The following is a 14,961-nucleotide window of genomic DNA, read 5'->3' on the forward strand; positions in this document are numbered from 1 at the left end:
AACTAAAGTAGGATTTTTTTAAAAATTACAGGCCATCAAGACCGCGAATCGGTTTAATGGTTGACCAGGCCCGACAAGACGGACAATGCCAGTAGAGGGTGTATGCGGTAAAACCACATTTCTGGCAGCGATAACGAGGCTTACTACGTACCTTTTCGCCAACCATGTCACGCAGCACCATCAGGCTCTCTTTGGCACGCCCTTCTTCCGCTTCATTTAAGTGGTAATCCATTAACTTATGGAACACACGCATGGTCGGATGACGCTGAAGCTGGCGCGTAATATAGACCTGTGCGGCCTCACTACCGTCGCGCGCTTCGATGATATCAGCAAGCATCAATTCAGCATCGGCACCGGTGTTCTCTTCCACCGCACGCTGCAGGAATTCTGCCCATTCGGCAGTTTTACCCAACTGCTGATAGCAGGTTTGCAACATTTCCAGCGTTTCGCTGACCAGTTCTCTGTCCTGGGATATCACGCGTTGCAGACTTTCGACGGCTTTGGCGTATTCTCCTTTCGCCATAAACACGCGTCCCATCATTATGGATACGCGGGCGCTGTTTTTATCTGCCGCCGCCCCTTTTTTTAGCAAGGTCATGGCACGATCGAGATCGTCGCTGGCCATATGCTGCAGGGCTAACTCACAGTAGAAATGGGCAATTTCGACGCGCTGTTTATCTTTACCCAGCTTCACCAGGCGTTCGGCAACATCAATTGCTTTCTGCCACTCACTGGTAGCCTGGTAGATTTGTAGCAACTGTTGCAGCGCGCCAATGCGGAAGTCAGTTTCATCGGTCAGCTGATTGAACATGTCTTCCGCGCGGTCATATAACCCGGCGGCCATGTAATCACGCCCCAGTTGTTGAATCGCCAACAGACGCTGTTCATAGGTCAGCGAGGCGCTTTCCATTAGGGTCTGATGGATGCGAATAGCGCGATCAACTTCGCCACGCGAACGGAACAGGTTTCCGAGCGTAAGGTGGGCTTCAACGGTGCCTGTATCCTCTTTAAGCATATCGAGAAACAGGTCTACCGCTTTATCCTGTTGATTACTAAGCAGGAAGTTAACCCCCGCTACGTAATCACGCGACAAGCGGTTGGCTTCATCTTGCTTGTTTTGTTGCGCACTTCTGCGGCCCATATACCAGCCATAGGCAGCGGCTACAGGCAAAAGCAGAAACAACAACTCCAGCATAGAAAGTTATTCCTTCGCCGCTGACGAGTGCGGCACTACAGCCACGTCAGTCGCGGGTGAAAGCTGGTTTTCCAGTCGCTTTATTTTACGTTCAGCGCGCGCCAGGGAAACACGAACTCGCAGCCAGAACAGGCCACAAATCAACCAACCGATAGCAAACCCCGCAGCAAACAATACCGCCAGCAATGTGGAAATACGGTACTCCCCTTGCGCTAACAGATAATTAAACGTCACCTGTTGATCGTTCTGCGCACCCAACGTGACCGAAATCACGAAGATCGCTAACACCAGTAAGAAAATGAGTAAATATTTCACATTACTTCCCGTTATGTGGTTAGAGCGAATAAATTATGGTCAACTTACCGCAATAGCCCTTTAAAGTACCATTTTCGCGCCGTCTGCGAAATGGCATCCACACGCATTGTTGATGATTTAAGGGCTAAATTCGGAAAATCAACCAGCGTTAACTTTCTTGTTCTCGTTGCGCTATTTCGCGATTTTCTTCCGCAGGCGGTGTTAATGGCCCACAAATTCGTTGCGTAAGCCACGTTGCCACCGCCACCAGCGCCCACGAAATCAACGTAGCTACCACCAGATCGCGTGGCCAATGCATCCCGAGCAGCAGGCGGCTTCCCATGACTCCCGTTGCCCAGACCAGCAAGATAGCAATGGTTAACGTTCGCCGACGCGGCCACAGCAAACCAACGGCCAGCAGTGCCCAACTGGCAGCAAACATCGTGTGACCGGAAGGAAAGGCAAACCCCGTCTCTTTCTGCCAGTGTGAACGCAAATATTGTGGGATATTTTTCTCTTCAGCCAACTGTTCTTTCACTAGATTTCCGCGTTCTGCTCGCTTTAAAGTGTAGAACTCATCAACCGGAATATGATGTGTTTTTTCCAGCCAGATAACAAAAGGTCGTGGTTCCTGGACTTTGTCTTTGATCCAGGATTTAACGCCTTGTCCCACAAGGATTGCCGCCGCCAGAATGGCAAATAATACAAAGGCAGCCTTAATGCGAAAACGCAGACACCAGAGAAACCAGCCGAATAAAATCAAATGTGTAATGACGCCCCAGGGCTGGGTGACAGTTTCAGTAACCCAAAAAGCCGCTTTTAGTAGCCAACTTTGTTCTCCAGGTTGCCAACGCCAGCCAGAAATCCATACGGCTACTGGCATAACAAGCAATAGTGCAGCTCCCACTGCGGTACGTCGGGCAATCGAACGCATGGCCTCTCCTTTTTGATAAGTCCCACAATCATAACTGAAAATGCCAGTTCCAGGAAAAATTGACAGATTTGTGCCATTCCGTGAACGATCGACGCGTCGTGATTAGGTGAACCCCTTCTCGTTATGGCAAAATAAGCCAATACAGAACCAGCATTATCTGGAGAATTTCATGCAGCTTAAACGTGTGGCAGAAGCCAAACTGCCAACCCCATGGGGCGATTTCCTGATGGTGGGATTTGAAGAACTGGCAACCGGACACGATCATGTCGCGCTAGTCTATGGCGATATTTCCGGGCATACCCCGGTACTTGCGCGCGTCCATTCCGAATGTCTGACCGGTGACGCCCTGTTCAGCTTGCGCTGCGATTGTGGCTTCCAGCTCGAAGCGGCATTGACGCAAATTGCCGAGGAAGGCCGTGGTATTTTGCTGTATCACCGTCAGGAAGGTCGTAACATTGGTCTGCTGAATAAAATCCGCGCTTACGCACTGCAGGATCAAGGTTACGATACCGTAGAGGCTAACCACCAGTTAGGCTTCGCCGCTGATGAGCGCGACTTCACTCTTTGCGCTGATATGTTCAAACTCCTTGGCGTCAATGAAGTCCGCTTGTTAACCAATAACCCGAAAAAAGTCGAAATTCTGACCGAAGCAGGGATTAATATTGTTGAACGCGTACCATTGATTGTAGGTCGTAACCCCAATAACGAACATTATCTCGATACCAAAGCCGAGAAAATGGGCCATTTGCTGAACAAATAACCCTCTTGCATTGTGTAATTCATTTGCTTGCCGGAAGCAAAATAACCGGCAAGTAAATAGTTGTTACTTCAACATATTACGAATGACATAATGCAAAATGCCGTCGTTCTGGTAGTAGGTCAACTCCGTCGCGGTGTCGATACGACAACGGCAGGGTACGACTTCCTGGCTACCATCCGCGCGCGTAAGCGTCACCGGAACCGTCGCGCCGGGTTGTAGGTTTTGCAGATCGCCAATATCAATCTTCTCTTCCCCGGTTAGCCCTAACGTTTTACGCGTTACGCCTTGCGGAAATTCCAGCGGCAGGATGCCCATGCCAATTAAATTCGAACGGTGAATTCGTTCAAACGATTCGGCAATCACCACACGAATACCAAGCAGACGCGGACCTTTTGCCGCCCAGTCACGACTGGAGCCTGATCCATACTCTTTCCCGGCAATCACCGCCAGCGGCGTTTGCTCCTGCTTATAGCGCATCGCAGCATCATAAATAGAGACTACGTCGCTGTCAGGTAAATGCCGCGTCATCCCCCCTTCAACGCCAGGCACCATTTCATTACGGATGCGAATATTGGCGAAGGTGCCGCGCATCATCACTTCATGGTTACCACGCCGCGAACCGTAGGAGTTAAAGTCTTTTCGCTCAACACCCCGACCTTGTAGATATCGACCCGCTGGGCTGTCGGGCTTAATACTGCCCGCCGGAGAGATATGGTCAGTGGTGACTGAATCCCCCAGCATTGCGAGGATCCGCGCACCGTGAATATCTTCCACTGGTGCTGGTGTTGCCTGCATTTCATCAAAGAAAGGCGATAAGCGAATATAGGTTGAGTCCTCCTGCCAACCGTAGGTATCGGATCGTGTGACGTTAATTCCCTTCCACTCTGCTGTGCCTTCAAAAACTTCTGCGTACTCTTTGCGGAACATTTCTGTGGAGACTTGTTCTACCGCACGGGCAATTTCTTGTGCCGATGGCCAGATATCTTTCAGATAAACCGGATCGCCTTTGCGATCATGGCCGATAGGCTCAGAAGCCAGGTTGATATTCATATTTCCCGCCAGCGCATAGGCAACCACCAGCGGCGGCGAGGCCAGCCAGTTAGTTTTAACCAGCGGATGGATACGGCCTTCAAAGTTACGGTTGCCGGACAGCACCGCACCGACGGTTAAATCGCCTTTTTTGATTGCCGTTTCGATAGGATCGGGCAGCGGCCCAGAGTTACCAATACAGGTGGTACAACCGTATCCCACAAGGTTAAACCCCAGTTCGTCGAGATACGGTGTCAGTTTCGCTTTTGCCAGATAATCAGAAACGACTTTCGAACCCGGTGCCAGCGACGCTTTGACCCATGGTTGCCGCTTGAGGCCCAGAGTTACGGCTTTTTTCGCCAGCAAGCCTGCGGCCATCAGCACACTTGGGTTAGAGGTGTTGGTGCACGAGGTTATCGCAGCAATGACCACAGCGCCATCAGGTAACTGATACTGATGTCCGTTCATAACATAATCGACCGCCTGGCGATCTTTATGCGTGGCATTCACATCCAGTTCGTTACTGGCGGCAAATGCTTTTGGTACATCGGGCAGTGCAACGCGATCCTGTGGGCGTTTAGGCCCTGCCAGGCTCGCTTCAACGTCATTCATATCCAGTTCTAACGTACTGGTAAAAATTGGTTCATCGCCCGGGTTACGCCACATGCCCTGCGCTTTGGCATATTTTTCGACCAACTCGACCTGATCTTCGCTGCGCCCGCTTAAACGCATGTAATCGAGGGTTACAGCATCGATTGGGAAGAAGCCACAGGTGGCACCATATTCTGGCGACATATTGGCAATGGTGGCGCGATCCGCCAACGGTAGTGAATCCAGACCATCACCATAAAATTCGACGAATTTCCCCACCACGCCATGTTTGCGCAGCATTTGGGTAACCGTGAGAACCAGGTCTGTGGCGGTAATACCTTCACGTAATTTTCCGGTAAGTTTAAAGCCCACTACGTCCGGGATAAGCATGGAAACCGGCTGGCCTAACATTGCGGCTTCTGCTTCGATGCCACCCACGCCCCACCCCAGCACGCCAAGGCCGTTGATCATAGTAGTGTGCGAGTCAGTACCAACGAGTGTATCCGGATAAGCAATCCATTCACCGTCCTGCAATTCGCTCCACACTGCTTTGCCGAGATATTCGAGGTTAACCTGATGGCAAATGCCTGTGCCTGGCGGCACGACGCTAAACCGACTGAACGCTTGCTTTCCCCATTTCAGGAACACATAACGTTCGTGGTTGCGCTCCATTTCCAGGCGTACGTTTTCTTCAAATGCCTCATCATCACCAAAACGATCGACGGTCACCGAGTGGTCAATGACCAGGTCGACCGGTGAGAGCGGATTAACCTTTGCAGTATCGCCGCCGAGGCGTTTAACCGCTTCGCGCATTGCCGCCAGATCAACAACGGCAGGTACGCCGGTAAAGTCCTGCATCAGCACCCTTGCCGGGCGGTAGGCAATTTCACGGTCAGCATGGGCATTTTTCAGCCATCCCGCCAGCGCGTGGATATCCTCTTCGGTAACCGAGTTACCATCCTGCCAGCGCAGCAGGTTTTCGAGCAAAACTTTGAGTGACTTGGGTAGACGGGTGATATCGCCCAGTGATTTGGCAGCAAGCGGCAGGCTGTAGTAGTGGTAAGTTTTATCTTTGGCCTGCAACGTGTCCTTACTGGCTTCTCGTAGGGTTGACGACATAGCTCCTCCTTAATGACAGGGTTGCGAAGCCCTGATTCTCTTCAGGGTGAATATTAAAGATAACACAAACATCGCGTAACGATTTGATAACAACCCAAATTGATAAAAGAGGAGAAAGCTTGTGGCAAAGCAAATGAAAACCCCGCCGCAGCGGGGTCAAGGATCAGTGAGTAATGATCCAGAGGAGTTCGGCCCAGAAGAGCATCGACAGAGAAAACGCGCCCATCCAGGACCAATATTTCATATTTGTGTTGATCATAGGCTACACCCTTAACGGTTATTACTTTGTGTTGAGATAACTCAACCTGTTATTGCTGCGGTGTATTAAAAGCCCTTTAATTCATTAAAAATGGGTAATAAGAATGATGATAATTATTGTTTCGGCTGATCATCTTCAGCAAACAGTTCTATAAAGGCTTGCTGCTGCGATGTTAGTTGCCAGTCGTCTGGAATAACGACGGAACATTCCCGTTTCGTTTCTGGTTCATTGTCACTATCCTGGCATAATGGTGACGACTCCAGTTGCTCCTGACCAACCATAGTTATCCCCACACTTTCCAAATCAGCAGTGCGACAACCACCCAGAAAAGTGCAGAACCAAGAAAAACCGCCAGCCAGGCTTTACGTTTTAATTCAGGATCGCGGCGGGGTTCCTGATTTCCAGAAGGCATTGCTAACCTCATATAATCGCCATCACTTATCAGCAAGACGTTGAACGATTGGTGTAATTAATCATACGATGAGACAAATCCTAAAGAAACTTTAGTCAAAAATCCAGCGAATTTACGAATCGTCTCCAGTGAATAATTCAATCTTTTGACCTGAAATAGATATTTGAAAACTGGAATTTGCGAGGCGGGTAATTAGACACTACTTTACAGGTAATTTACCCTATAAATATGAGGGATAAAAATATTGTGCACGGTATACAAATAAGTAACAAAAGAGAATATATTCCGGCACCTTCGCTACATAAAAGGTGCCGAAAATAACGCAAGAAATTATTTTTCCGGCAGTTTTATATCTTTAAACATGACCTCAATTTCTTCATTAGAGCGCAATGCGACAGCCGCATCAACGACATCACGCGTTAAATGCGGTGCAAAACGCTGAATGAAATCATACATATAACTGCGCAAAAAAGTACTACGGCGAAAACCAATTTTGGTTGTACTGTGGCTGAAGATATCGTGAGCATCAACACGCACAAGGTCGGGATCGGCGACCGGATCCACCGCCATGCTGGCAATGACCCCTACCCCCAGCCCTAACCGGACGTAAGTTTTAATGACGTCAGCATCCGTTGCCGTGAAGACGATACGCGGCGTTAACCCTGCGCGGTTAAAGGCAGTATCCAGTTCTGAACGTCCGGTAAAGCCGAAGGTATATGTCACCAACGGATATTGCGCCAGTTCTTCAATGGTAATGGCTTTTTTGCCTGCCAGCGGGTGATCCGGAGTGACTACAATAGCCCGATTCCAGTGGTAGCACGGTAACATCACTAAATCTTCATACAGATGCAGCGCTTCTGTGGCGATAGCGAAATCGGCATTGCCTTTAGAGACGGCATCAGCAATTTGTGTCGGCGAGCCCTGGTGCATATGCAAAGAAACGCGGGGATAACGCTCAATAAAGCCTTTGATGACGTTTGGTAATGCGTAGCGTGCCTGGGTATGCGTGGTGGCGATATACAGTGAGCCTTTATCCGGCCAGGTGTGCTCTCCGGCAACCGATTTTATGGCATCGACTTTCGACAGGACTTCGCGAGCGATACGAATTATTTCTTGCCCTGCTGGCGTTACCTGCGTCAGGTGCTTGCCGCTTCGGGAAAAAATTTGAATGCCTAGCTCGTCTTCCAGCATTCTGACTTGTTTACTGATCCCGGGTTGTGATGTGTAAAGTCCTTCCGCTGTTGATGAGACATTCAGGTTATGATTGACCACCTCAACAATATAGCGAAGTTGTTGTAATTTCATGTTAAACCATCCACTTAGACGCCATCAGAACATCGTTTTTTCGTCACACCAGGCGGCGTGACTAATACGATTTAATAATAAAAAAGGTGCTAACTATAACCACTATATCATTTATAGCCTTAGTGTATAGGTGTGAAGAAAAAATAATATGCAATAAAAAAGGGCCGCTTTCGCGACCCTTTGTTTATAAAAAACTGACAGAATTAAAGGTTATTTTTTCCCTTCAACCCATTTGCCATCAACATAAAATGCTGACCAGCCAGTCGCCTTTCCGTCTTTTTCCGAAGAGACATATTGCTGTTTGGTTTTACGGCTAAAGCGAACCATGGTCTTATTACCTTCCGGATCCTGCTGCGGCGCATCGGCCAGATAACGCAGTTTTTCCGGCAGACGGTCGCGGAAGCGATACAGCTCTTCCACCAGCGGCGCACGCGTTTCACGCGATTTCGGGAAAGTGTTGGCAGCCAGGAAAACACCCGCAGCGCCGTCACGCAACACAAAATAAGCATCCGATTTTTCGCAAGGTAGTTCTGGCAGCGGAACCGGATCTTCTTTCGGTGGTGCCACTTCGCCGTTACGTAAAATCTTACGTGTGTTTTTACACTCTTCGTTGGTGCAGGCCATGTATTTACCAAAACGCCCCATTTTCAGGTGCATTTCAGAGCCACATTTTTCACACTCAACGATCGGGCCGTCATAACCTTTAATGCGGAATTCGCCCTCTTCGATCTCGTAACCGTCGCAAGTTGGGTTATTACCACAGACATGCAACTTACGTTTCGGATCGATGAGATAGCTGTCCATCGCCGTGCCACATTTCGGGCAACGACGTTTTGCGCGCAGCGCGTTGGTTTCAGCGTCTTCGCCTTCCAGCACGTTCAGCACTTCGTTTTCCGGCACCAGGTTAATGGTGGTTTTGCAACGCTCTTTCGGCGGCAGCGCATAACCAGAACAGCCAAGGAATACCCCAGTGCTCGCTGTGCGAATCCCCATTTTGCGACCACAAGTCGGGCAGTCAATGCTGGTCAGAACCATCTGGTTCGGGCGCATACCCCCCTCTTCCGGATCTTTTTCAGCTTTATCTAACTGCTGGGTGAAATCCGAGAAGAAGTGATCCAGTACAGCTTTCCACTCTGCTTCGTGATTTGCCACCTGGTCAAGGCTGTTTTCCATCTGCGCGGTGAAGTCGTAGTTCATTAACTCGCGGAAATTCTCTTCCAGGCGATCGGTGACGATTTCGCCCATTTTTTCCGCATAGAAACGACGATTTTCTACTCGCACATAGCCACGATCCTGAATGGTCGAAATGATCGACGCATAGGTAGACGGGCGACCGATACCACGTTTTTCCAGTTCTTTAACCAGCGATGCTTCACTGAAACGGGCTGGCGGCTTGGTAAAGTGCTGGGCTGGTGTCAGTTCAACGAGCGTCAGAGCATCGCCTTTATCGACTGCCGGTAAGATACGATCTTCATCGCCTTTACGCAGTGCAGGCATCACTTTCGTCCAGCCATCAAAGCGCAAAATACGACCGCGTGCTTTCAGGCGGAAATCGCCCGCACCAACGGTCAGCGTCGTGGAGTCATATTTCGCTGGGGTCATCTGGCAGGCAACGAACTGACGCCAGATTAACTGGTACAGTTTCTGCGCATCTGCTTCCATATCCTTCAGCGATTCCGCCATCACATTGACGTCAGAAGGACGAATCGCTTCGTGCGCTTCCTGTGAGTTTTCTTTGCTGGCGTACTGATTCGGACTTTCCGGCAGATATTTCTTACCAAAATTATCGCTGATATAACCGCGAACCATATTTACCGCGTCCTGACTCAGGTTAGTGGAGTCGGTACGCATGTAAGTGATATAGCCTGCTTCATACAAACGCTGCGCCATCATCATGGTTTTTTTCACGCCAAATCCAAGACGGGTGCTGGCAGCTTGTTGCAGCGTAGAGGTAATAAAAGGAGCGCCAGGTTTACTGGTTGTCGGTTTGTCTTCACGTTCCAGCACGCTGTAGCGCGCTTTTTCCAGCAGACTTACCGCAGCCTGAGTTTGTTCTTTGTTGACCGGACGGAACGGTTTGTCGTTCTGATGAGTCACCTGCAACGCCAACGCTTCACCAGATGGCGTGGTCGTGCTGGCATCGACTTCCCAGAACTCTTCCGGCACGAACGCTTTAATTTCACGCTCACGCTCGACCACCAGGCGGACTGCCACCGACTGCACACGACCGGCAGACAGACCACGAGCGATCTTTTTCCATAGCAGCGGCGAAACCATATACCCCACCACACGGTCCATAAAGCGACGCGCCTGCTGGGCATTAACACGATCAATATTCAGCTCACCCGGTTTGTTAAATGCCTGGCGGATCGCGTTTTTAGTAATTTCGTTAAACACCACTCGGCTATAGCGCGCATCATCACCACCAATCACTTCCCGCAGGTGCCATGCAATGGCTTCCCCTTCGCGGTCAAGGTCGGTTGCGAGATAGATGTGGTCGGCTTTTTCAGCCAGTTGTTTCAGTTCAGAGACGACCTTCTCTTTACCAGGCAACACTTCATAGTGCGCCTCCCAATTGTGCCACGGGTCAACCCCCATACGGTTGACGAGAGCGCCACGTTCATCCTTTTTAGGCTTTTTAGCCGTCTTGGTGGAGGTAGAGTCGGCACTCTTTTTGGCAGCTGAGCCACTGGTCGGCAAATCGCGGATGTGACCGACGCTGGATTTCACCACGTAGTCACTACCCAGATACTTGTTGATCGTTTTGGCTTTTGCCGGGGACTCAACGATGACAAGAGCTTTACCCATATTCACCTTACCTAATTTGATTCTTCCAGGAATGCGTCGCACGTTGATAAACCTTCCACTGGCAACGAGTTACCGATATGGACTCGCTCTCTGCGGATATCAACCCCTTGTCGTGACTCTGTTCACGAAAATTCAGGTGACTGAGTTAACAGGTCTTGGCCTACAGGCGCTATAGCACGACGGAATTTTGGTCGAATGTCAAGCAAATCTATTGCCAGATTGACGAAAGCGTCACACTGTACCTGATAAAATCCGATACGCAACTTTATTAGCATGCAAAATCCAAAGTTGCCAGTAAGGCGCTCTTGCCACCAGCGTGGTATATTTGTCTGCAAGCCATGCCTGGCGTAGACTAATGTCCTTGTTTAAGGAGTAAATAATGAACAAAGAGACACACCCCATCGACCGCGAAACGCTGTTGAAAGAGGCCAACAAAATCATTCGTGAGCATGAGGATACGCTCGCAGGGATTGAAGCCACCGGCGTCACGCAGCGTAATGGCGTGCTGGTATTTACCGGCGACTACTTTTTAGATGAACAAGGATTGCCAACAGCCAAAAGCACCGCGGTGTTTAATATGTTCAAACACCTGGCCCATGTGCTTTCAGAAAAATATCACCTGGTTGATTAAAGCAAAACGCGAGGTCTTACCCTCGCGTTTGTCTTTTACATCAATGGCTTTTGCCCCCGCTGCCACCAGCGTAACAACAATCGATCGGCGCTCTCTGCCGCGCTGCCGGTGAATCGGTCAATGAGTCGTTTACGCTGCATATAGCGTACATTGACCACTTCTCGGCCTTCCATCAGGCTAAGAATAACTTCATCACTGGTGTTGATTTCATCAACCAGGCCTTTCTCTACCGCCTGTTGTCCGTACCAGTGTTCACCCGTTGCCACCTGTTCAATATCCAGAGACGGACGCATACGCTTCACAAAATCTTTAAATAACTGATGCGTTTCGTTCAGCTCTTCGCGGAATTTCTCCCGCCCTTCTTCGGTATTTTCACCCAGCAAGGTCAGCGTACGCTTATACTGCCCGGCGGTGTGAAGTTCGATATCAATATCTTTACTTTTCAGGAAGCGGTTAAAGTTGGGCATTTGCGCCACCACCCCAATGGAACCCACAATAGCAAACGGTGCGGAAACAATTTTGTCCGCCACACAGGCCATCATGTAACCGCCGCTGGCAGCGACTTTGTCTACCGTAACAGTTAAAGGAATGTTTTTATCACGCAGACGCTGCAGCTGCGAAGCCGCCAACCCGTAACCATGCACCATGCCACCAGGGCTTTCCAGACGTAGTACAACCTGATCCTGCGGTTTGAATGCTGCGAGTACAGCCGTTATCTCTTCACGTAGCGAGTTCACTTCATGGGCGTCCATGCTGCCTTTAAAATCCAGCACCCAGACGCGGGGTTTACTGTCAGTTGCCACCTCTCCCAGTTTGGCTTTCGCTTTTGCTGCTTTCGCTTCTTGCTTATGCTTTTTCTTCTGCGCTTTGTGCCACTGTTTTTGCTGATGTGAGTCCATCAGCGCCGCGGCCAGTTCTTCTTTCATCTCCTTATACTGTTCGCTGAGATTGTTGACCCGTAACTCGCCACGCTGGCGTTTATTACGTTGAGCAACATTGACAATAATGGCGGCAATCGCCGCAATCGCTAGCACAACGGTAACGATTTTCGCCAAAAACAAACCATATTCAGACAACAATTCCACGAGTCCCCACCTTGGTTAAACAACGCTTTGGCTCACAGTTTACAACAGGCATGTTAAGCCGTCTCGCAGAGATGTTATTGCAGCGAAAGTATGACAAAGTATCCATTTTGCGGTGTTATCGCCCCAGGCTGATTGAAATGCCCTTCTGTTTCAGGCATAAAGCCCCAAAGTCATAAAGTACACTGGCAGCGCGACAGACAACGTCGTTGAGGAGTAGCCATGCATTACCAGCCAAAACAAGATTTACTCAATGATCGCATTATCCTGGTGACGGGAGCCAGCGATGGGATTGGCCGTGAAGCCGCGATGACGTATGCACGCTATGGTGCGACAGTGATTCTGTTGGGCCGTAATGAAGAAAAATTACGTCAGGTAGCCAGCCACATAAACGAAGAAACTGGACGTCAGCCACAGTGGTTTATTCTCGATTTGCTGACCTGCACGTCCGAAGATTGCCAACAACTGGCACAGCGCATTACCGTTAATTATCCGCGTCTGGATGGTGTTTTGCATAATGCCGGATTGCTCGGCGATGTTTGCCCAATGAGCGAACAAAATCCACAGGTCTGGCAGGACGTCATACAGGTCAACGTTAATGCCACCTTTATGCTCACCCAGGCACTGCTTCCTTTATTACTCAAATCGGACGCCGGTTCACTGGTCTTTACTTCATCAAGCGTTGGACGTCAGGGACGAGCCAACTGGGGCGCATATGCAGCGTCGAAATTTGCCACCGAAGGGATGATGCAGGTACTGGCCGATGAATATCAGCAGCGCCTGCGCGTCAACTGCATTAACCCAGGCGGTACGCGCACCGCAATGCGTGCCAGCGCCTTCCCGACCGAAGATCCACAGAAACTTAAAACACCCGCTGATATCATGCCGCTCTACCTCTGGCTGATGGGCGATGACAGCCGCCGTAAAACCGGCATGACCTTTGACGCCCAACCGGGCCGTAAACCAGGAATTTCCCAATGAGTGATGAACGCTACCAACAGCGTCAGCAGCGAGTGAAAGAAAAAGTAGATGCTCGTGTGGCCCAGGCCCAGGATGAACGCGGTATTATCATCGTCTTTACCGGCAATGGAAAAGGCAAAACCACCGCGGCATTTGGTACGGCAACACGCGCAGTTGGTCACGGAAAAAAAGTGGGCGTCGTGCAGTTTATTAAAGGCACCTGGCCTAATGGCGAACGCAATCTGCTGGAGCCACATGGCGTTGAGTTTCAGGTGATGGCAACGGGCTTTACCTGGGATACACAAAACCGCGAGTCTGATACCACCGCCTGCCGCGAAGTCTGGCAACATGCAAAGCGGATGCTTGCTGATTCCTCACTGGATATGGTTTTGCTTGATGAGCTGACTTATATGGTGGCGTATGACTATTTGCCACTGGAAGAAGTGGTGCAGGCGTTAAATGAACGTCCACATCAACAGACGGTGATTATCACGGGTCGAGGCTGTCATCGGGATATTCTTGAACTGGCGGATACGGTGAGTGAGTTGCGCCCCATCAAACATGCGTTTGATGCCGGTGTAAAAGCGCAGATAGGGATCGATTATTAATCTGTAAAAATGCCGGATATGACGTCCGGCATACTTTGATTAACCGTTATTATTACGTCCGCCAGAACGACGACCGCCGCTCACCTGACTGTGACGTTTCACCGCACGACGAATCTGATTCGCCTTCATGCGACGACGGTCTTTTTCTACAGCGACTTTAGAGCTGGTTTCTGGCGGTAGCTCCACCAGTTCGCGCAGATAGTTAGTCTGGGCGAGGTCCAGCTCCGTCCAGCCACCGCGTGGCAGACCTTTCGGCAGTGGGATATCACCGTAACGAACACGGATCAGGCGGCTGACCTGCACACCAACCGCTTCCCACAGACGACGAACTTCACGGTTACGGCCTTCGGTCAGAGTAACGTTGTACCACTGGTTGATCCCTTCGCCGCCGCTGAACTTGATGGTTTTAAAAGCTGCCGGACCATCTTCCAGTTGCACGCCACGACTCAAATCACGCAGTTTCGCGTCGTCAACCTGACCAAATACACGCACGGCGTATTCACGTTCAACTTCACGGCTTGGATGCATTAAACGGTTTGCCAGTTCACCGTCAGTGGTGAACAGCAGCAGACCACAGGTGTTAACGTCCAGACGACCTACGGCAATCCAGCGTGCGCCACGCAGCTTTGGCAGACGGTCAAACACCGTCGGACGCCCTTCCGGATCGTTACGGGTACACAACTCACCTTCCGGTTTGTAATAAGCCAGAACGCGACAAATTTGTTCAGCGGACTCACGTACCGAAATAAGGTGACCATCGATACGGATTTTCAATCCAGGGGTAACTTCAACGCGATCGCCGAGTTTAGCAATTTTGCCATCAACACTCACACGACCGGCTTCAATAATAGATTCGATTTCACGGCGAGAACCGTGGCCGGCACGCGCCAGCACTTTCTGTAGCTTTTCGCTCATAGAGCTTCCTTTTGGTGTCGCCTTCCCAGGCGTCTGATATGCTTTTGTGCAACAGTGAG

At 50.2% G+C, this 14,961-nt stretch carries 15 protein-coding genes; 4 read left to right on the forward strand and 11 right to left on the reverse strand.

Annotation, left to right across the window (positions count from 1 at the left end):
- Positions 1 to 25: 25 nt before the first annotated feature.
- The 3 genes from lapB to pgpB all read right to left on the reverse strand — a co-directional run bounded on the left by lapB (position 26) and on the right by pgpB (position 2,423).
- Complete coding sequence (gene lapB, locus ACU8XX_RS13655) at positions 26 to 1,195, reverse strand: lipopolysaccharide assembly protein LapB (protein WP_000891353.1); 1,170 nt, start codon at positions 1,193 to 1,195, stop codon at positions 26 to 28.
- A gap of 6 nt (positions 1,196 to 1,201) precedes the next feature.
- Positions 1,202 to 1,510 carry a lipopolysaccharide assembly protein LapA gene (gene lapA / locus ACU8XX_RS13660; RefSeq protein WP_000876286.1) on the reverse strand — a complete coding sequence of 103 codons (309 nt, stop codon included), beginning with the start codon at positions 1,508 to 1,510 and terminating at the stop codon, positions 1,202 to 1,204.
- Positions 1,511 to 1,658: 148 nt separating this feature from the next.
- Entirely contained in the window at positions 1,659 to 2,423 is a 765-nt protein-coding gene (gene pgpB, locus ACU8XX_RS13665; protein ID WP_001256540.1) for a phosphatidylglycerophosphatase B, read from the reverse strand.
- A gap of 169 nt (positions 2,424 to 2,592) precedes the next feature.
- Here pgpB and ribA point away from each other — a divergent pair, with 169 nt between their 5' ends.
- A complete protein-coding gene (gene ribA, locus ACU8XX_RS13670) occupies positions 2,593 to 3,183 on the forward strand; it encodes a GTP cyclohydrolase II (RefSeq protein ID WP_001176295.1) in 591 nt (196 codons plus the stop codon).
- A 63-nt stretch (positions 3,184 to 3,246) separates the two neighbouring features.
- Here the strand turns inward: ribA and acnA are convergent, their stop codons facing one another.
- From acnA to topA, 6 genes are all read right to left on the reverse strand, one after another.
- Positions 3,247 to 5,922, reverse strand: coding sequence for an aconitate hydratase AcnA (gene acnA, locus ACU8XX_RS13675; protein WP_001543702.1), 2,676 nt, complete (start codon positions 5,920 to 5,922; stop codon positions 3,247 to 3,249).
- Positions 5,923 to 6,085: 163 nt separating this feature from the next.
- On the reverse strand, positions 6,086 to 6,181 hold the full coding sequence (gene ymiC / locus ACU8XX_RS13680; protein WP_001310756.1) for a small membrane protein YmiC: 96 nt from the start codon (positions 6,179 to 6,181) through the stop codon (positions 6,086 to 6,088).
- Positions 6,182 to 6,294: 113 nt separating this feature from the next.
- The gene (gene yciX, locus ACU8XX_RS13685; RefSeq protein WP_001295578.1) at positions 6,295 to 6,462 is read right to left on the reverse strand and encodes a protein YciX; all 168 of its coding nucleotides are present in this window, start codon (positions 6,460 to 6,462) and stop codon (positions 6,295 to 6,297) included.
- A gap of 2 nt (positions 6,463 to 6,464) precedes the next feature.
- On the reverse strand, positions 6,465 to 6,605 hold the full coding sequence (locus ACU8XX_RS13690; RefSeq protein WP_001300896.1) for a YmiA family putative membrane protein: 141 nt from the start codon (positions 6,603 to 6,605) through the stop codon (positions 6,465 to 6,467).
- A 318-nt stretch (positions 6,606 to 6,923) separates the two neighbouring features.
- Positions 6,924 to 7,898 (reverse strand): HTH-type transcriptional regulator CysB, encoded by a 975-nt coding sequence (cysB, locus tag ACU8XX_RS13695; protein ID WP_000776253.1) that lies wholly within the window; start codon positions 7,896 to 7,898, stop codon positions 6,924 to 6,926.
- A 210-nt stretch (positions 7,899 to 8,108) separates the two neighbouring features.
- On the reverse strand, positions 8,109 to 10,706 hold the full coding sequence (topA, locus tag ACU8XX_RS13700) for a type I DNA topoisomerase (RefSeq protein WP_001295576.1): 2,598 nt from the start codon (positions 10,704 to 10,706) through the stop codon (positions 8,109 to 8,111).
- Positions 10,707 to 11,085: 379 nt separating this feature from the next.
- Here topA and ACU8XX_RS13705 point away from each other — a divergent pair, with 379 nt between their 5' ends.
- Positions 11,086 to 11,337, forward strand: coding sequence for a YciN family protein (locus ACU8XX_RS13705; protein WP_001031494.1), 252 nt, complete (start codon positions 11,086 to 11,088; stop codon positions 11,335 to 11,337).
- A 35-nt stretch (positions 11,338 to 11,372) separates the two neighbouring features.
- Here the strand turns inward: ACU8XX_RS13705 and sohB are convergent, their stop codons facing one another.
- Positions 11,373 to 12,422, reverse strand: a complete 1,050-nt coding sequence (gene sohB / locus ACU8XX_RS13710) for a protease SohB (RefSeq protein WP_000422045.1) — start codon at positions 12,420 to 12,422, stop codon at positions 11,373 to 11,375.
- A 219-nt stretch (positions 12,423 to 12,641) separates the two neighbouring features.
- Here sohB and ACU8XX_RS13715 point away from each other — a divergent pair, with 219 nt between their 5' ends.
- Together ACU8XX_RS13715 and cobO are read left to right on the forward strand one after the other, a co-directional pair.
- Positions 12,642 to 13,400, forward strand: coding sequence for a YciK family oxidoreductase (locus ACU8XX_RS13715; protein WP_000559280.1), 759 nt, complete (start codon positions 12,642 to 12,644; stop codon positions 13,398 to 13,400).
- Entirely contained in the window at positions 13,397 to 13,987 is a 591-nt protein-coding gene (cobO, locus tag ACU8XX_RS13720) for a cob(I)yrinic acid a,c-diamide adenosyltransferase (protein ID WP_001278907.1), read from the forward strand. The genes ACU8XX_RS13715 and cobO overlap by 4 nt, the downstream gene beginning before the upstream one ends.
- A 39-nt stretch (positions 13,988 to 14,026) precedes the next feature.
- Here cobO and rluB read toward each other — a convergent pair whose 3' ends face one another.
- Positions 14,027 to 14,902: a 23S rRNA pseudouridine(2605) synthase RluB gene (gene rluB, locus ACU8XX_RS13725; RefSeq protein WP_001291217.1), complete on the reverse strand. Its 876-nt coding sequence runs from the start codon at positions 14,900 to 14,902 to the stop codon at positions 14,027 to 14,029.
- Between the last annotated feature and the right edge of the window lie 59 nt (positions 14,903 to 14,961).

This window comes from Escherichia sp. MAL-1 (assembly GCF_052948035.1).